Origin of the sequence: Corynebacterium sp. HMSC072D12 (assembly GCF_001813925.1) — a bacterium.
Classification (GTDB): Bacteria; Actinomycetota; Actinomycetes; order Mycobacteriales; family Mycobacteriaceae; genus Corynebacterium; species Corynebacterium aurimucosum.
In genome coordinates this window covers 152,611-170,171 of the sequence record NZ_KV814415.1, presented here as the reverse complement: position 1 = coordinate 170,171, position 17,561 = coordinate 152,611, and the positions used below count along the sequence as shown (strand labels likewise).

The 17,561-nt window shown below is 62.1% G+C and carries 14 protein-coding genes; 12 read left to right on the top strand and 2 right to left on the bottom strand.

Going from position 1 to position 17,561, the window contains the following annotated elements; all coding sequences use genetic code 11:
- Positions 1-4: 4 nt before the first annotated feature.
- Both HMPREF2943_RS09925 and HMPREF2943_RS09920 read right to left on the bottom strand, forming a co-directional pair.
- Positions 5-694: an ABC transporter ATP-binding protein gene (locus tag HMPREF2943_RS09925; RefSeq protein ID WP_070643688.1), complete on the bottom strand. Its 690-nt coding sequence runs from the start codon at positions 692-694 to the stop codon at positions 5-7.
- Positions 691-1,839, bottom strand: a complete 1,149-nt coding sequence (locus tag HMPREF2943_RS09920; protein ID WP_070711465.1) for an ABC transporter permease — start codon at positions 1,837-1,839, stop codon at positions 691-693. The genes HMPREF2943_RS09925 and HMPREF2943_RS09920 overlap by 4 nt, the downstream gene beginning before the upstream one ends.
- 525 nt (positions 1,840-2,364) lie before the next feature.
- Here HMPREF2943_RS09920 and mraZ point away from each other — a divergent pair.
- From mraZ to HMPREF2943_RS09860, 12 genes are all read left to right on the top strand, one after another.
- Positions 2,365-2,799: a division/cell wall cluster transcriptional repressor MraZ gene (mraZ, locus tag HMPREF2943_RS09915; RefSeq protein WP_010190539.1), complete on the top strand. Its 435-nt coding sequence runs from the start codon at positions 2,365-2,367 to the stop codon at positions 2,797-2,799.
- A gap of 173 nt (positions 2,800-2,972) precedes the next feature.
- Positions 2,973-4,016, top strand: coding sequence for a 16S rRNA (cytosine(1402)-N(4))-methyltransferase RsmH (gene rsmH / locus HMPREF2943_RS09910; protein ID WP_070445266.1), 1,044 nt, complete (start codon positions 2,973-2,975; stop codon positions 4,014-4,016).
- Positions 4,013-4,849: a cell division protein FtsL gene (locus tag HMPREF2943_RS09905; protein ID WP_070711464.1), complete on the top strand. Its 837-nt coding sequence runs from the start codon at positions 4,013-4,015 to the stop codon at positions 4,847-4,849. The genes rsmH and HMPREF2943_RS09905 overlap by 4 nt, the downstream gene beginning before the upstream one ends.
- A gap of 328 nt (positions 4,850-5,177) precedes the next feature.
- Positions 5,178-7,046 carry a peptidoglycan D,D-transpeptidase FtsI family protein gene (locus HMPREF2943_RS09900; protein WP_070445273.1) on the top strand — a complete coding sequence of 623 codons (1,869 nt, stop codon included), beginning with the start codon at positions 5,178-5,180 and terminating at the stop codon, positions 7,044-7,046.
- A 67-nt stretch (positions 7,047-7,113) separates the two neighbouring features.
- Complete coding sequence (locus HMPREF2943_RS09895; protein ID WP_070445276.1) at positions 7,114-8,667, top strand: UDP-N-acetylmuramoyl-L-alanyl-D-glutamate--2,6-diaminopimelate ligase; 1,554 nt, start codon at positions 7,114-7,116, stop codon at positions 8,665-8,667.
- Positions 8,664-10,199, top strand: coding sequence for a UDP-N-acetylmuramoyl-tripeptide--D-alanyl-D-alanine ligase (gene murF, locus HMPREF2943_RS09890; protein ID WP_070711463.1), 1,536 nt, complete (start codon positions 8,664-8,666; stop codon positions 10,197-10,199). Before HMPREF2943_RS09895 ends, murF begins: the two co-directional genes overlap by 4 nt.
- A 23-nt stretch (positions 10,200-10,222) precedes the next feature.
- Positions 10,223-11,335: a phospho-N-acetylmuramoyl-pentapeptide-transferase gene (mraY, locus tag HMPREF2943_RS09885; RefSeq protein ID WP_070445282.1), complete on the top strand. Its 1,113-nt coding sequence runs from the start codon at positions 10,223-10,225 to the stop codon at positions 11,333-11,335.
- Positions 11,332-12,723, top strand: a complete 1,392-nt coding sequence (murD, locus tag HMPREF2943_RS09880) for a UDP-N-acetylmuramoyl-L-alanine--D-glutamate ligase (RefSeq protein ID WP_070643696.1) — start codon at positions 11,332-11,334, stop codon at positions 12,721-12,723. The genes mraY and murD overlap by 4 nt, the downstream gene beginning before the upstream one ends.
- Positions 12,724-12,737: 14 nt before the next feature.
- The gene (locus tag HMPREF2943_RS09875; protein ID WP_070711462.1) at positions 12,738-14,219 is read left to right on the top strand and encodes an FtsW/RodA/SpoVE family cell cycle protein; all 1,482 of its coding nucleotides are present in this window, start codon (positions 12,738-12,740) and stop codon (positions 14,217-14,219) included.
- Positions 14,220-14,248: 29 nt separating this feature from the next.
- The gene (gene murG / locus HMPREF2943_RS09870; protein WP_070445291.1) at positions 14,249-15,334 is read left to right on the top strand and encodes an undecaprenyldiphospho-muramoylpentapeptide beta-N-acetylglucosaminyltransferase; all 1,086 of its coding nucleotides are present in this window, start codon (positions 14,249-14,251) and stop codon (positions 15,332-15,334) included.
- 38 nt (positions 15,335-15,372) lie between these two features.
- On the top strand, positions 15,373-16,863 hold the full coding sequence (gene murC, locus HMPREF2943_RS09865; protein ID WP_070711461.1) for a UDP-N-acetylmuramate--L-alanine ligase: 1,491 nt from the start codon (positions 15,373-15,375) through the stop codon (positions 16,861-16,863).
- Complete coding sequence (locus tag HMPREF2943_RS09860) at positions 16,856-17,515, top strand: cell division protein FtsQ/DivIB (RefSeq protein ID WP_083276441.1); 660 nt, start codon at positions 16,856-16,858, stop codon at positions 17,513-17,515. Before murC ends, HMPREF2943_RS09860 begins: the two co-directional genes overlap by 8 nt.
- Positions 17,516-17,561 lie beyond the last annotated feature (46 nt).

Genomic DNA, 17,561 nt, shown 5'->3' with positions numbered 1-17,561 from the left:
TTTCCTACTCTGACGCTGGGGCTGAGGCAGGCGTCAAGCGGCCGTCGACCATCTCATAGACCTTGTCGCAGTGCTCAAGGACTTCATAGTCGTGAGTGACCATAATGCCAGCGACGTTAAAGTCGTGGCATTCTTTTGCCAACAGCGCCACGATCTCTTGGGAGCGTGCGCGATCAAGGGCGGCAGTGGGTTCGTCGACAAGCAGCACTTGGGGATCGCCCACGAGCGCGCGGGCGATGCCGACACGCTGGCGCTCACCGCCGGACAAGCTTCCTGGACGGTGCTTCGACCGATGCTTCATACCGACCTTGTCGAGCAGCTCAGCACTGGAGTAGCGCCCAGTCTTGCCGATGACCTTGGCGGCCAGCTCGATTTGTCCCTCCGCGGTCAGCGCGGAGGGAAGGTTACCTGTGGACTGGAAGACGAAGCCGATGTGGTTGCGACGAATCTCGGCCAGTTGGGCGCCGCTCAGCGGCACGATATCTTCACCTGCGACTAGGACCTTGCCGGAATCGGGTGTTGTCAGCGCGCCCGCAACGGCGAGCAGTGTGGACTTTCCAGAGCCGGATGGGCCAACCACGGCTACGAATTCACCGGGATCGATGCTGAGATTGACGGAATCGAGTGCCTTAACTTGCGAGTCGCCATCGGTGTAGCTGACGGTGACGTCGTGTAGTTCTAAAGCTGGGCTCATCGGTTTTCTCCTAGGGCAGCGAGGGGGTTGGTTCGGGTAACGCGGACGACGGCGATGAAGGCACCGAGCAATCCAGCGACGAAGAGGATGAGGCCGCCACTGATGACAGAGCTGAATTCGGTGGCATAAGGCATCGCGGTCTGCTCCAAGAGGCTGCCTAAGCCGACGGCCACCAGCGCGCCCGCCAGGATGGACAAGACAAGGATGACTACAGCTTGGCCGAGGCTATCGCGCAACAGGAAGCCCTTGGTGGCGCCCATCGCGCGAAGAGTGGCGATATTGCCTGCCCGCTGGATGGTCCAGACGAGGAAGAAAGCACCAGTGACGAGCGCGGCGATGACGTAGAGGAACCACGTAATCATGGACAGGGTCATCATCTCAGCGGTGTAGCCGGGGGAGGAGTCGAAGCTTTCCTTGAGGGTGCGCACATCGAGTCCGGACTGCTCTGTGAGGGCTTCGGTGTCGGGTTTGTCTGTAGTGCGGGCGACGATAACGGAAGCCTCTTCATAGGCGTCCGGGTTGACGGCTTCACCGTGGCGCCCGCCGGCATGGATCTCCTGCCAGATATCCAAAGGCAGGTAGGCCACGTCCACGTGACCGAAGGTGCGCTGGTTATCGCTAAAGCCGATGACATTGAGAGGGATATCCAGGCGGTCAAGGGTGATCGTGTCACCGACTTCGATGCCCTCATCCTGCAGGGTGGAGGAGACGATGATGTCGTGCTTGGTGTTGCTGGGTTGGCCGTCGACCCGCGTGGTGTCGATGGCGGGGAGCCCAGCTGGAGCGAGGAAGGAATCGGGTTTTACTCCCAAGAGGGTCAAATCCACTGCCGTGCCCTCTTGGTTATGGGCATTGGCAATGGTCAGGCCCAAAGGGGCGGCCTGGTCTACGCCATCGAGGTGGGCGAAGGATTCGGCTGCGGAGGCATCAATTACGGAGCGGGTGAAGGCGGAGTCCTTTTGGGTGCCGTCGGCGAAGGCGACGACGTCGCTGTCCATGGCCTTCAGTCCGGAGACTCCGTCGTTGACCAAACCTGCGGTGAGGCCGGAGATGATGACGACGAGCATGGACATCAGGGCGAGGACAACGCCCATGAGGAGGAAGCGGGTACGCGCGAAGAGCATCTCGCGCCAAGCTAGATACATGGTGGATCTTCCTAGTGGGTGGGAATCTGTTGGAATGCCATCCCCGTCAAATGTGAGATAGCAACAATATGTTTCTAACATAGGAACGTGGCGTTTCTAAAAATGCTGTCGCGAGAAACGGCTTCCTGGGCAGTTTCCCTAAATTCCCCACTTTCCCCCACTGGCCCCGTGTAGGCCGGTGAGGCGGTGGAGTGTGAGGTGCTTGGCTGCGGGATAATGCACGTATAAACCGCAGGATCGTGTGAATGTGGGGGAGAAATCTCCCTAAAGGGGTGGAAGATGCAGGTGTGAATAAGGGTGTGAAGTGCGCACTTAGGGGGCGTGTCAAGAGTGTGCTGGGAAAACTTCCCACCGAAAAAACTCCTGTCTAGCTGCATGTTTTCTGTGACACGCGGGGAAGAGGGGAGTGAAAGGTGTGGGCGGTGGGGGAAAGTGGGGTAGAGTGGGGCGCAGCGGAGGAGAGAGTTGTTCTCTTGTCGCGAGAGGAATCCGGAGTTTTCGAGTGGCAGGAAGGTGGACCCGGGGATGTTTCTCGGTACCTACACTCCCAAGCTCGATGACAAAGGGCGGCTCACGCTTCCAGCGAAGTTTCGTGAAGAACTGGCCGGTGGCCTCATGGTTACCAAGGGTCAGGACCATTCGCTTGCGGTATACCCGCGGGAGGAATTCGCGGCACGAGCTAGGAAGGCGGCGGCTGTGTCACGCACCAACCCGGACGCGCGTGCGTTCATCCGTAACTTGGCAGCGAGTGCGGACGAGCAGCGCCCCGATGGGCACGGGCGTATCACGCTGTCAGCAGGCCACCGTGAGTACGCAAACCTGACAAAGGAATGCGTGGTCGTGGGGTCGGTCGACTTCCTCGAAATCTGGGATGCAGCCGCGTGGGCTGAATACCAGGCGCAAACTGAAGATGCTTACTCGGCGGCAGACGCCGATGACGTACTTGCTGGGCTGCTCTAAAGCTTTCCCGGCGAACCAAGAGTGCGTGTACGGACTCTGCCCGAGGAGGATGAGCTGGTGTACTTCCCCGACATCAGAACCCTTCCTCGGACAGGGCCCTATACGCACTCGCTTTTTATCGAGAACATCAGACCGCAGCATTAAGCGCCTGAACGGAAAGGGGGACAGCAACTGTGGAGCACGACGGCACCATAAACTACGACGTGAGCGAGAACCACGGCCATGTCCCCGTCATGCGTGCTCGCATGGCCCAGTTGCTTGCCCCTGCTGTCGAGGCGGCAGGGGAGAATGCCGTCATCGTTGACGGTACCTTGGGCGCGGGTGGTCACAGCGAATATTTTCTCACCGCCTTTCCCTCCGTGCGCATCATTGGCGTGGACCGTGACTCTGCTTCGTTGAGCAGTGCTTCTCGACGTCTCCGCCCCTTCGCCGACCGTTTCGTGGGCGTCAACGCGCGTTTCGATGAGGTGGGCAGTGCTATCGCGGATGGGGAAGACGAGATCTTTTCCATCGCGCGGGAGCACGGCATAGCCGGGGCGCTATTTGATCTGGGTGTGTCCTCCATGCAGCTGGATCAGGTCGATCGCGGTTTTGCGTACAAGACTGACGCCCCGCTGGATATGCGCATGGACCCTCGCCAGGGAACGACCGCCGCCGACATTCTCAATACTTATAGTCACGGCGACTTGGCTCGCATCTTAAAGACCTATGGCGATGAGCGTTTCGCCGGCAAAATCGCATCCGCGGTTCTGCGGGAAAGGGAAAAGGAGCCTTTTAGCAACTCCGCGCGCTTAGTCGACTTGTTGTACGCCACCATCCCCGCAGCAACGCGCCGCACTGGTGGCCACCCGGCGAAGCGAACCTTTCAGGCACTGCGCGTTGAGGTTAACCGTGAGCTTGAGGCTATTGAGCAGGTTATCCCTGTGATTACGGATGCCTTGTCCATTGGCGGACGTGCGGTGTTTATGAGCTACCAGTCGCTCGAAGATCGCATTGTCAAGCATGCTTTCACCAAGCTCAGCACCTCGACCACTCCAGCGGGCCTGCCCATGGATTTGCCCGGGACCGCGGCGCATTATTCCGTGGTGACGCGTGGTGCGGAGAAGGCGAGCCAGGAAGAGATTGCGGAGAACCCGCGTGCGGCATCCGTCCGTGTACGCGCGCTCGAACGCCTTGAGGGGACACCGTCTTTTCATGAACCGGGAGGTAGGCCATGACGCTGAGAGACCGTACCGCACAGGCAACGCACCGCCGCGACCACGAGAGGACCCACACCATGGGCGCAAGCCGCGATTTCACCACTGGAGCCGATGCCACGGGCCAGGGAACCGCGCTGCTTGAACGGGGGCGTCGTACCACCCCGCTGCCGAGCCGCACCCCGCACCGCGGCACCGTTCCTACTCGCCGCGTTGGCTCCGGCCTGCGGGGAAGCCGCCTTGGCTCGAAGCAGGTCGTAAGCAATCGTGGGCGTCGTGTCTCACAGCCCACGCGGGTTAACGGCCTCTTCGCGCGCCTGTCCTTCACCGCCATTGCTCTGCTGATTACGGGTGTGGCCGCAGCCATGTGGCTGTCGGGCTTGTCTACGTCCCAGACCTTCAAGATTCAGGAGCTCACCGCCCAAGAATCCACGCTGGATAACCAGCTGGAAACCCTGAACCGAGACTTGGAAAACGTTCGTTCGGCCTCGGATGTCGCTCGCCGCGCCCACGAAGCCAAGATGGGCATTCCGGTCCAGCCGGGCGTTGTGGAGGTTGGCGCAGACGGCAACATCGAGCACAAGCGCGAGGCAACCCCGGATATGGAATCAGTCATCGATGTCAACGGTGAGCCGGTCCGCCCGGGGCAGGCTTCCAGTGACCCGAATGCGACGGCCAACATGTCCGACAACCTCAACGCCCGCCCGACGCTCAGCGAGCGCAACCGCGAAGGCGGAGGTGCCGCTACCACGGACGCGCATTCGGAGGATAGCCCCGAAGGCGGCCAGCCAGGGGAGGCGAGCGTTGAGCTGCCGGATATTCCGGCCCAGGCTCCCTATGCGGCGCGGGGATAGAATCCCCCTCCCGCTTCGCGCGTGCCTGCGTGGGCAGGCGGCGATAATAGGGCACAATTCGGGATGAGACTGTCTCTACCCCGCGCCAAGCGTGGGGCAAGACATTCAGCTGTTTACTTACCTACCCTCGCTGCAGACAGAAAGGTGACGTGTGACCCCACCACACTCCGGTGGCCGGCGCCCGAGGCGGGCTCCCGCCGCCCGTGCCGCTCAGCCACGCGGCGCCTCTCACCAACCACGGCAGCGCTACGACGCCGACCGCGTCGTTCCCGCGACCCGCTCCCGGAATCCACGTACCGGCAAGCCTTTCCTGAGTCAGCAAAAGACGATGCGCCAGCGCGTTCACGTCATTGCGGCGGTGATGCTCGTCATCATGCTGGCCTGGATGGGGCGCCTCGCCTGGGTGCAGATTGTATGGGGTCCAGACCTGGCAGCGAAGGCAGCAGCGCAGCGAACCCGCGTGTACGTCGACACCGCCGGACGGGGTGAGATCCTTGCACGCGATGGCCAACGTTTGGCCTACACCATGCGTGCTCGGTCATTGACCGTCTCACCGACTCGCCTGCGCGATGAGCTTCGTGAGCAGGAAGAGCAGAAGGCCACCGGGGAGGCCGAGTTTGAGTCCTTGGCTCCCGACGCGAAGAATTCCTACCTAGACAACAAAGTGACCGAGCGGCTCACCGAAATGTCGGAGGGGATTCCGAGCAAGCTGAAGGAGGCCGGAATCGATGCCGGCGACGTGGAACCGGAGCAGATTATGGACAAGCTCCGTGCCGACACCCAGTATGAGGTCCTCGTGCGCAATGTCGACCCAGATGTCGCGGTAGCTATTTCCGAGGAATACCACGGCCTTGCCGCCGATGAGCAGCAAATCCGCCAGTACCCCAACGGTGCTATCGCGGAGAACGTTATCGGCAAGGTGTCCATGGACGGCCAAGGCCAGTTTGGTTTCGAAGCCTCCGGTGATACCACCCTCACGGGTATTGATGGCAGCTCCACCGAAGACGTTTCGGCTAATGGCCAGGTGATTCCCGGTAGCCTCCGTGATCAGGTGCCCACCACTGACGGCAAAAATGTCACGTTGACGCTGGATCTTGATTTGCAGACCTACGTGCAGCAGAAGCTGGAAAAGGCAAAGGCTAACTCGAAGGCGAAAAGCGCTGAGGCGGTCGTGCTGGATGCCGCTACCGGACAGGTCTTAGCCATGGCGAATACTGGTACGGTTGATCCGAATAAGGACATCGAAAAGCAGCTCCAGAAGGACAAAACCTTCGACAACCTGGCGGTCTCGCACCCCTTCGAGCCCGGCTCGGTGGCGAAGATTATTACTGCCGCCGCGACCATCGAGGAGGGTCTGACTGACCCGGATGAAGTTCTGCAGGTGCCCGGCTCCATCGACATGGCCGGCGTGACTGTTAATGATGCTTGGCCGCACGGCGTTGAGCCTTATACCACGACAGGCGTCTTCGGTAAGTCCTCGAACGTCGGAACGCTGATGTTGGCGGATCGACTTGGCCAAGATAAATACGCCGACTACCTGAAGAAGTTCGGACTCGGGCAGACCTCCGGAATCGAGCTGCCCAACGAGTCCCCGGGGCTGGTTCCCGATCGTTCGCAGTGGTCCGGCGGTACCTTCGCTAACCTGCCCATCGGCCAGGGCCAGTCATGGACTGCCCTGCAGCTGGCGTCTGTTTACCAGGCCCTCGCCAACGACGGCGAGCGCATCGAGCCGCGCATCATTGATTCGATCACCGCGCCGGACGGGACGAAGGAAGAGCTGGAGGAGCCCGAGACCACCCGCGTGGTCAGCGCCGAAACCGCACGCACCGTCGTCGACATGTTCCGAGCGGTCTTCCAGGATGATCCGCAGGGCCTGAACAACGGTACCGCCGGCAACGCCAACATCGAGGGCTATCAGCTCTCCGGCAAGACCGGTACCGCGCAGAAAGTCGATGAGGACACTGGGGCTTATTCCAATTCCAAATACTGGATCACGTTTGCGGGCATTGCGCCTGCCGATGATCCCCGCTTCGTCGTCGCCGTCATGCTCGATGAGCCGGAATCCGGTGTCAACGACGATGGATCCGGCGGCCAATCAGCGGCCCCTGTTTTCAGCGATATCGCATCCTGGCTCCTTGACCGCGACAATATCCCGCCCTCCCCGCCAGCACCGCAACTGACTTTGCGCGCCGAGTAGTCAGCTCTCACACCGAAAAGCACATATCGAAAACCTAGAGACAGAGAAACAGAGAAGAGGAATCACCGTGACCAGCAGCACCACCCTGAAGCGCCTAGCAGAGATTTCTGGGGGCACAGTGATCGGGGATGCCTCGACTACCGTTAGGTCCTGTGGGCTGAACTCGGCAGCACTGCCGCCCGGTGGCCTGTTCGCGGCGCTTCCGGGCACACGGGTTCACGGCGCGCGCTTTGCCGCCGATACTAAGGCCGCAGCCATTCTCACTGACGCCGAAGGCCAGCGTATCCTCGACGACGCCGGAGAGAAGCGGCCGCTTCTTGTGGTGGAGGATATCCGCGCCATCCTCGGAGCCGTGTCCGCTGAGATTTATGGTCACCCCACGCAGAAACTCACCATCCTTGGAGTGACGGGCACCTCGGGTAAAACCACCACGAGTTACCTCCTCGAAGCAGGCCTCTTGCACGCGGGCTATTCAGTGGGTCTCATTGGTACGACGGGTACCCGCATTAACCGGGAGCCGGTCCCGACTTCCTTGACCACTCCGGAGGCGCCGACCTTGCAGGAGCTTTTTGCGCGCATGGTGTCTGAGGGAGTTACGCACGTGGTGATGGAGGTCTCCTCCCACGCGCTATCGCTAGGACGAGTCCAGGGAACGCGCTTCGACGTGGGTGGCTTTACGAACCTGAGCCAGGATCACCTGGACTTCCACCCGACGATGGAAGACTACTTTGAGGCCAAGGCCCTGCTTTTCGACGGCCCCCACGCCGCCGACCGCTCCGTCATCTGCGTCGATGACGAATGGGGACAGCGTATGGCGCAGCGCGCCGCAGCACGCCCGGTGATCCGGGTATCAACGACCTCGCAAGGAAGCGATGCCGATATCACTGGCCGTCAGCTCAGCACTGAGGTCACCGGTGCACAGCAGGTGGAACTAACGCTTGCCTCCGGTGAGCATGCCGGAACGTTTGAATTCCGCCTGCCTATGCCGGGTACCTTCAACATCGCCAATGCGGCTCTCGCCACAGGGATGGCCGCCGCTATTGGAATCGAGCCGCACGTCTTCCTCGAGGGTGTAGAGAAGGTGGCAGTCCCTGGGCGCATGGAGCGTGTTGACCGCGGCCAAGACTTTGTGGCTGTGGTGGATTACGCGCACAAGCCGGCTGCAATCGCGGCCGTTCTGGAGACCCTGCGCACGCAGTTGGAAGGCAGCACGGGCCGCATCGGCATCGTCGTCGGCGCGGGAGGTGACCGCGATTCCTCCAAGCGTCCGCTCATGGGAGCGGCCGCCGCGAAGGGCGCGGACCTTGTCGTCGTCACCGATGACAACCCCCGCACCGAAGACCCAGCATCGATCCGTGCAGCCGTGCTTGCGGGCGCCCAGGAGGCAAACCCAGCGGCTGATATCCGCGAGGTAGGCTCACGCGCCAAGGCCATTGATGAAGTCGTGGCGTGGGCGCAGCCGGGTGATGCCGTCATCGTCGTTGGCAAGGGGCACGAGGTAGGCCAGCTCATTGGCGATACCGTCCATCACTTCGATGACCGCGAAGAGATGGCTCGAGCTCTTGAAGCCGTGACTACTGCGACTACCCTGAGTACCGAAGAATCCAAGGAGCAAGCATGATTGCGTTAAGCCTCGCTGAGATCGCTGAGATCACGGGCGGCCGCCTGGATAGCGTCGATGATCCAAACACCCAGGTGACTGGTTTTGTCGAATTCGATTCTCGCAAGGTCACCCCAGGCAGCCTCTTTGTAGCGCTGCCCGGAGCCCGCGTGGATGGCCATGACTACGCCACCACCGCAATTGATAAAGGCGCCGTTGCCGTTTTGGCGGCGCGGCCGGTGGGTGTTCCGGCGATAGTCGTCGAACCCCACGGGCGCGTCGAGGGTGACGGTGCCAACGCGGATATTTACGCCAACGATACAGATGGGTCTGCGGCCGCCGTTGTCGCAGCGTTGTCTGCGATTGCTCGTGCAGTAACGCAGCGCCTTGCCGCAGAGCAGGAACTCACTATTGTCGGTGTTACCGGTTCGGCCGGCAAGACGTCTACCAAGGACCTCATTGCCACCATCTTCCGCGAGGTGGGGGAGACTGTCGCTCCGCCCGGCTCCTTCAATAATGAAATCGGGTTGCCCTATACGGCTCTGCGGTGCGATGAGCACACGCGCTACCTGGTGGCGGAGATGTCGGCCCGCGGCATCGGGCACATCCGTCACCTCACCGAAATCACCGCGCCGCGCGTTGGCGTGGTCCTGAACGTTGGTAGCGCGCACCTCGGCGAATTTGGCTCGCGCGAGAATATCGCTCAGGCCAAGGGAGAGTTGGTGGAGGCGCTGCCGAACGCGGAGGCAGGCGGCGTAGCCGTCCTTAACGCCGATGATCCTTTCGTCGCTGCCATGGCTCCACGCACGGAGGCCAAAGTGGTGTACTACTCCACGGAAAATCGTCGCGGAGGTGCCCCGGCAGCACAGTACTATGCCACCGACATCGTGCTCGATGACGTTGCTCGTCCCTCCTTTACCCTGCACAGCTCGGATGCCGAACCCGTTGCTGTGAAGCTCCAAGTCTTTGGCTCCCATCAGGTGTCTAATGCACTGGCCGCGGCCGCCGCAGCCATCGAGCTGGGGGTGTCGGCAGACACGGTGGCGGCTGCCCTGTCCGGCCACCGCCTCGCTTCCGAACACCGCATGGACGTGCGCACCCGCCGCGATGGCGTCACCGTCATCGATGACTCCTATAATGCCAACCCCGATTCGATGCGAGCGGCCATTGCCGCTTTGGCTTATACCGCAGCAGCGCGCCCCGACGCCCGTTCCATCGCGGTGCTGGGGGAGATGGGAGAACTCGGCAGCGATGCAGAGCAATCGCACCGCCAGCTCGGTGAGTTTTTGGCCAAATACCACGTCGAGCACCTCATCGCGGTAGGGGAGAATCCCAACTGCCGGGCGATGGCCGAGGCCGCTGCGCAGCAAGGTATAAATACAGTGGTGTGCGCCGATGCCGCGGCCGCCGCACAGGCGGTGGACGGCATACTGCGCGTGGCCCCAGCAGGGGTCGATGATTGGGCTAGCCGTAACGTTAAAGATGTGGTCTTGATTAAGGCCTCCAATGCCCAACGTCTCTGGTTGGTCGCGGAACAGCTGAACCACAGCTAGCCGCTAGAAAGGACTTCAAGCTCGTGACTCAGATCATCATCGCTGGTGCGGTTAGCTTCCTCGTGGCGATCTTTACCACCCCGGTTCTTATCCGCTACTTCTCCGATACCGGCCGCGGACAAGAGATCCGCGAGGATGGCCCCAAGTCTCACTTGCGCAAGCGCGGTACGCCGACGATGGGTGGCCTTGCCATCCTCGCGGGCATCTTGGTGGCCTATGTTGTGGCTGGCCTCTATGGCCTGCTAACAGGGCATGAGGCCTTTACCGCCTCCGGCTTGCTGGTCCTCGGACTGACCTTAGGCTTGGGCGCGGTGGGCTTCGCGGATGACTTCATCAAACTCTTCCGCCACCGCAACCTCGGGCTCAATAAGACCGCCAAGCTAGTCAGCCAGCTCGTGCTGGCGCTGCTCTTCGGCTTCTTGGTTCTGCGTTTCCCCAACGATGCGGGGCTGACCCCAGGCTCCACCAAGCTATCCTTCATCCGCGACTTGAATACTTTCGACCTAGCTGTCGGCGGCACGGTCATCGGAACCATCGTGTTCTTGATCTTCATGTACATCCTCATTGCGGCGTGGTCGAACGCGGTGAACCTCACCGACGGCCTCGACGGCCTCGCGGCGGGTGTTACCGCGATTGTCATGGGCTCTTATTCGCTGATGACCTTCTGGCAGTTCCGCTATTCCTGCGCCACTAACTTTGCCGCCGGGTGTTACCAGGTGCGTGATCCGCTCGACCTCGCTGTGCTTGCGGCCGCAGGACTGGGCGGCTGCCTGGGCTTCCTCTGGTGGAATGCCGCGCCCGCCAAAATCTTCATGGGTGACACCGGGTCCTTGGCACTTGGTGGTTTGGTCGCGGGTATTTCCGTTACCAGCCGTACCGAGCTACTCATGATCATCATCGGTGCCCTGTTCGTCATCGAAACGGTCTCCGTTGTTATCCAAATCGTGGTCTTCCATTCCACAGGAAAGCGCTTCTTCCGTATGGCGCCGATCCACCACCACTTTGAGAACGGTGGTTGGGCGGAAACGGCCGTCGTTGTCCGCTTCTGGCTTCTGGCTGCCATGGCGGCGATGGCCGGCGTGGCAATCTTCTACGGTGATTGGCTCACCGCCTCCGGCATAGGAGTAGGGGCATGACGCGCCCAGACTTCCTCTCCGGCCGCGTCCTCATCGCCGGCGCTGGCGTCTCTGGCCGCGGGTGCGCGGCAGTCCTTTCCCGCTTGGGCGTGGACTTAACGGTGGCCGATGGCAACGCGGACTCCCGCAGCCGTATCGCTGCAGAGTTGGGCGTTGCCACCGTGGACACTTCCGCGGTGGACCTGGCTGAGTACTCGCTCGTCGTCACCTCGCCGGGGTGGCGGCCAGATTCACCGCTGCTCGCCGCTGCAGCCTCCCGCGGCCTTGAGGTGATCGGCGATGTGGAGTTGGCCTACCGCCTCGACCAAGCAGAAGTTTTTGGTGCCCCGCGCCGTTGGCTCGCGATCACCGGCACCAACGGCAAAACCACGACCACCGGCATGCTCGCTGCCATCATGGCTGCTGACGAGCAACGCTCCGGACAGCGCGCCCAAGCCGTAGGCAATATCGGCGTGTCATCTTTTGATGCCTTGGCCGCTGAGCCCCGTGTGGACATCCTCGTAGCGGAGCTTTCATCCTTCCAATTGCACTGGTCCTCCCAGCTACGCCCAGAAGTCGGAGCTCTGCTTAACCTCGCGGACGACCACCTGGATTGGCATGGCTCCTTCGAGGCCTATGCCGCAGACAAGGCCAAGATTCTGCGCGGAGAGCATGCCGTCTACGGCAAGGAAGATGAGCACGTTCGAGCGCTCGCTGCTTCTCTTCCCGGCGCAACCGCTTTCAGCCATGCCGAGCCCGCTGCAGGTGAAGTAGGCGTGAGCACCGGCAGCCTCCTCGTCAACGAGGTGGCAGGGATGAAGTCCGTCGTGGTAGACGATGCCACCACCATCCAACCCGCCGGTCTGGCCGGAGTGCTGGATGCCGCTGCCGCGTCGGCGGTCGCGGCTGTCGCCGGTGCTCAGCCGGAATCCATTGCCGAAGGACTTGGCTCCTACGTGGTGGCTGGCCACCGCGGGGAGATTGTTCACCGCCATGCTGGCGTGAGCTACATCGACAATTCCAAGGCGACGAACCCACATGCCGCGGAGGTCGCTATGCGCGGCTTGGACTCCGTGGTGTGGGTGGCCGGCGGCCAGCTAAAAGGCGCTGATGTCTCGGAACTGTTGCGCACCCATGCCGCGCGGCTGAAGGCGGCGGTTCTGGTGGGCGTCGACAAGCATGAGCTTGCCCAAGCCCTCGTGAAGGCAGCGCCACATGTGCCCGTCGTCATCGTGGATAGTCACGATCCGGAAGCCGCAATGGAACAGGCAGTGTCCGCCGCCGTGCAACACGCCGACGCCGGCGATACCGTGCTTTTAGCACCCGCTGCGGCATCGTTGGACATGTACACCGGTATGGGCCAGCGCGGCGATATCTTTGCCGCCGCTGCCCGCCGCCTCGCCCGCTAGCGCTAGGAGCACCCGTGACCGCCACCAGCACCCAGAAGCCACAACGCACGCTGGGATACCACCTGCGTGACCTCCGCGAGCGCCTCCGCGCCTACCCCGGGCTTGACTATTTAATGCTGCGCATCGCCATATTTTCGCTCATCGGCATCGGCGTGCTCATGGCCTTCTCCTCGTCGATGGCGACGTCGCTGTCGGAGACCGATAGCCCGTGGTCTGCTGCACTGCGCCAGTGCGTGCTCGTTATCGCCGGCCTCATCGTGTTTTGGATTGGCCTGCGCATGTCGCCCCGCACGCTCCGGGCACTCGTGCCGTGGTTTCTGGGGCTATCCATCCTGCTTCTTATCCTCGTCCTCGTGCCCGGCATTGGTACCGGTCGTGTGGAGGTCGGTTCACAGTCCTGGATCATGCTGCCTGGTGGCGTGGCTTTCCAGCCCTCCGAGTTCGCCCGTGTGGCCGTGGGCATGTACGGCGCTTCAGCGCTGGCGGATAAGACGCACCGTTCGATGCGCCTGACGGACCCTTTCATGATGTACTCCATCATCGCCGGCATCATGTTCGTGCTGATTGTGGCCCAAGGCGATCTCGGCATGGGTGTCTCTTTCGCCCTCATCGTCGTGTTCACTCTGGTCTTCGCCGGTGTGGACTGGCGTGTTCCGACCGTCGTCGGTGTCTTCGGCGCCATCGGCATGGTCACCGTCTTCTTGGCCGGCGGCTTCCGTTCGCACCGCTTCCACACTTATTTCGATGCGCTGCGCGGCAATATCGAGGACACACAAGGAACCGGTTTCCAGGCTTACCAGGGCTTCCTTTCGCTTGCCGACGGCGGCTTCTGGGGCGTTGGCCTCGGCCAGTCACGCGCCAAGTGGTTCTACCTCCCAGAGGCGAAGAATGACTTCGTCTTCGCCATCATTGGGGAGGAATTGGGCCTATGGGGCGGTGCCTTGGTCATCGGGCTGTTCGCCGTACTGGGCTACTTCGGGCTGCGGGCGGCAACACGCGCCCAGGACCAATTCCAGTCCCTGCTGGCCGCCACGTTGGCGGTGGGTGTTGTCGTGCAGGCATTCATTAACATTGGCTACGTGATCGGCGTGCTGCCGGTGACGGGTATTCAGCTGCCGATGATTTCTGCGGGTGGTACGGCCGCGGTGATCACGATTGGCTCGATGGGCCTGCTGTGCAATGTGGCGCGCCACGAGCCGCTGCAGGTTTCCGCCATGCAGAACTTTGGGCGCCCGCTATTCGACCGTATCTTCTTTATCCCCGAACCTACGCCGCCCAATGAGCGTCGCGGCGGGGCACACCGGGCCCCGCGTGAACGAGGGGAGGGCACGCGCGCCCAGCGCGCGCACCGCGACCGCTCCCAGCGCCATGTTGAGCGCAGCCGCGAGGAAAGATTTGGGCGTGCAGTAACGGGACGCTCGTCGCGCTCGCAGACGCCGCAGGGGGAACAACGGCGGGAGTATCGCCGGGAGCATCGGCGCGGCGAGCGACGGTAAGAAAGCGCGGCGCTGGTAGCGTGTAGTGCATGAATGACACGCCGATTTCCGTCGTCATCGCAGGTGGCGGCACCGCCGGACACATCGAACCAGCGCTCGCGGTGGGGGAGGAGCTGCGCCAGCGCCATGGCGCGCGGGTGACCGCTCTAGGAACCCCACGAGGTTTGGAAAGCGATATCGTGCCGGCGCGTGGCGTCGATTTGCGCATGATTACGCCGGTCCCAGTCCCACGCAAGATCAACGCCGATGCCGCGAAGCTGCCGTGGCGGGTCCTCAAGTCTGTCCGGGAAACCCGCGCGGTTCTGAAGGACGTCGGGGCCAATGTGGTTTTTGGTACTGGAGGATACGTCGCTGCGCCGGCCTATCTGGCGGCGAAGTCTCTGGGTATCCCGTTCTTCGTGCTCGAGACGAATGCTCTGGCTGGCATGGCCAACAAGCTGGGGGTGCGCCTCGGGGGCACGGGCATCAACGCGCAGGAAGGCTCAGGTATGCCCGGCGAGGTCCTGGGAATTCCCGTGCGGCCGGGAATGGGTGAGGATCCCGACGGCGCAAAGGCGGCGGATGCGCGCCAGAACTGGAACCTCGACGCGTATCGCCCGACAATCGTGGTGACCGGCGGTTCACAGGGAGCAGTGAGCATCAACACTGCCGTGGCCGGCGCGCTCGATGACCTGTGCCGAGACTTCCAAGTGCTGCACGCCTATGGCAAAAAGAACGAGGCACCGGCTGAGCACGAGCACTACACCGCGGTGCCCTATATCGATGACATGGCTGGCGCTCTGGCCGTTGCTGACCTCATGATCTGCCGTTCCGGAGCGATGACGGTGGCAGAGGTCTCCGCGGCCGGTCTGCCCGCACTCTATGTGCCGCTGCCGCACGGCAATGGCGAGCAGGCTCTGAACTCGCGCGCGCTGGTGGAATCCGGCGCCGCGGTCCAAGTTCCGGACGCCGAATTGACCTCGGAGCGCCTCGTTGCCGAAGTTCGCGCTATCCTTGACCACCCCGAAACTTTGACGGCCATGCGTACTGCCGCTGACGCCAGCACAGCCGGCGAGGTTGCAGCTATCATCGCTGACCGCATCGCGCAGCGTGTCGCCGCCGAGAACCGCGGCTAGACGCACAGTACAGGTTAATGAAAGAAGGATTTTTCACCATGACTGATACCCTTGCCACCACGGACCTGTCCCGCGTCCACTTCGTCGGTATCGGCGGCTCCGGCATGTCCGGTCTCGCACGCATTCTGGTTAGTCGGGGCGCGGTCGTCACCGGCTCGGACGTTAAGAAATCGACGGCTGTCGACGTCCTCCGCGCGATGGGTGCGCACATCGCCATCGGCCATGCCGCTGAAAATCTTGACCTGGCTGGTGATAAGCCAACCGTGGTCGTGACTTCCTTCGCCGCCATCCCACACGACAATCCCGAGCTCACTGCTGCGCGCGAGGCCGGAATCCCGGTCATACGCCGTTCAGATCTGCTGGCTGAGCTGATGTACGGCCACCGCCAGGTCCTGCTGGCTGGTACTCATGGAAAAACTTCGACTACCTCCATGGCGGTGTCCGCGCTGCAGCAGGCGGGCCTCGACCCCTCCTTCGCCATCGGTGGCCAGCTCAACCGTGCCGGAACCAACGCGCACGGCGGCACGGGTGATGCTTTCGTTGCAGAAGCCGATGAATCCGATGCTTCACTACTGCGCTACAGCCCCTACGTGGCGGTGATTACCAATATCGAGCCGGATCACCTGGATTATTTCGGCACCGCGGAAAGCTACTTTCAGGTCTTCGATGATTTTGCAGACCGCGTTGTTGAGGGCGGCTACTTGGTAGTTTGCCTTGAAGACGCTCAGGCGGCCGCTACCGGCGAACGCGCAGCACAGCGTGGTATTCAGGTGCTGGGTTACGGCGCACGCAGTGTGGTAGGCGAAGAGTCTTCCGTGCCCCTCGCAGCGGAGATTCTGGAGGAAACCGTCTCCGCCGCCGGCGCGCACGTCCGCGTTCGCTTGGCCCTGCCGGGGCAGGCGCCGCAGGAGTTGTCTTATGACTTGCACGTCCCCGGGCATCACATGGTGCTCAATTCGGCGGCCGCGCTGTTGGCCGGCACGCTGGCCGGCGGAGACCCAGCGGAACTGGCCGCGGGGCTGACCGACTTTACGGGCGTGCGCCGCCGCTTCGAGTACCGCGGCAGCGAGCGCGGAATCCGCGTCTTCGACGATTATGCGCACCACCCTACGGAGGTATCCGCGGTACTTAACGCGGCCCGTGCGAAGGCGGATGCGGAGGATGAGGGGGCGCGTGTTATCGCCTGCTTCCAGCCGCATCTGTACTCCCGGACAATGAAGTTCGACGCAGAGTTTGCTCAGGCCTTGGCGCTTGCCGACGCCGCCGTCGTCCTCGACATCTACGGAGCCCGCGAGCAACCGGTTGAAGGAATTACCTCCCGCATCATCACCGATAAGATGCCGGAGGACATGCCGGTCATCTTCGAACCCGATTTCTCCGAAGCCGCTGGCGATGTCATTTCCCTGGCACAGCCCGGTGATATCGTCCTCACGATTGGTGCGGGCACGGTTACCTACGTAGCCGGTGAGATTTTGTCCGAGCTGGGACGCAACGATGAGGCGGAAGAGCCGAAGGAACCGAATGTCTAAAAAGACTGGGGCGCTCGCGGTGGGCGTGGTGCTACTTGTAGCGGTCATCGCTGCAGCCGCAGTGTGGCTTTTTCCTATCCTCACGGTGAAATCCTTCGAGGTGGTGGGAAACGATCACGTTGCTGCTGAGGATGTGGAGCAAGCTAGTGGTGTCGCCAAGGGCTCGAACCTTGCGCGCTTGGATGCTCGCGAGGCCGCGCAGGGCGTGGCGTCGCTCCCGTGGGTAGAAAGCGCGACGGTATCGCGGGCATTCCCGTCGACGGTGCACATTGAGATCACCGAACATGAGGCAGTGGCCTTTGTTCGCAATGGTGGCACGACGGTGTTGGTAGATAATCACGGTAAGGAATTTGTGGAAGATGAAGCACCACCCGAGGCCGTGGAGCTGACCGGTAGCACAGACTCCGGCTCCCCAGAGATGCAGGCGGCCGTCGAGGCCGTTGCAGCCCTCCCCGCGCCGATTCGGGAGAAGGTGACGACCCTCGAGATCGCAGACAGGTATTCGCTGACTTTCCACACAAAGGATGAGAAAACCATCTTTTGGGGGGCATCCGAAGACAATAAAAACAAGGCGATTGCTTTCGAAGATGTGCTCAAGCTTGAGGGCGAATCCTGGAACATTTCTAACCCGTCGCTGGTGACTCGCCGCTAGGGGCGTCGCGAGTGGGACGGGTGGGGCGCTTGTTAAGAAAACCGCA

Excerpts from the sequence above, each read along its gene's own strand:
- HMPREF2943_RS09920 (WP_070711465.1), bottom strand. The coding sequence starts at position 1,839 with ATGTATCTAGCTTGGCGCGAGATGCTCTTCGCGCGTACCCGCTTCCTC.
- HMPREF2943_RS09900 (WP_070445273.1), top strand. The coding sequence starts at position 5,178 with ATGCGCCAGCGCGTTCACGTCATTGCGGCGGTGATGCTCGTCATCATG.
- HMPREF2943_RS09905 (WP_070711464.1), top strand. The coding sequence starts at position 4,013 with ATGACGCTGAGAGACCGTACCGCACAGGCAACGCACCGCCGCGACCAC.
- murG (WP_070445291.1), top strand. The coding sequence starts at position 14,249 with ATGAATGACACGCCGATTTCCGTCGTCATCGCAGGTGGCGGCACCGCC.
- HMPREF2943_RS09860 (WP_083276441.1), top strand. The coding sequence starts at position 16,856 with ATGTCTAAAAAGACTGGGGCGCTCGCGGTGGGCGTGGTGCTACTTGTA.
- HMPREF2943_RS09925 (WP_070643688.1), bottom strand. The coding sequence starts at position 694 with ATGAGCCCAGCTTTAGAACTACACGACGTCACCGTCAGCTACACCGAT.
- murD (WP_070643696.1), top strand. The coding sequence starts at position 11,332 with ATGACGCGCCCAGACTTCCTCTCCGGCCGCGTCCTCATCGCCGGCGCT.
- mraZ (WP_010190539.1), top strand. The coding sequence starts at position 2,365 with ATGTTTCTCGGTACCTACACTCCCAAGCTCGATGACAAAGGGCGGCTC.
- murC (WP_070711461.1), top strand. The coding sequence starts at position 15,373 with ATGACTGATACCCTTGCCACCACGGACCTGTCCCGCGTCCACTTCGTC.
- murF (WP_070711463.1), top strand. The coding sequence starts at position 8,664 with ATGATTGCGTTAAGCCTCGCTGAGATCGCTGAGATCACGGGCGGCCGC.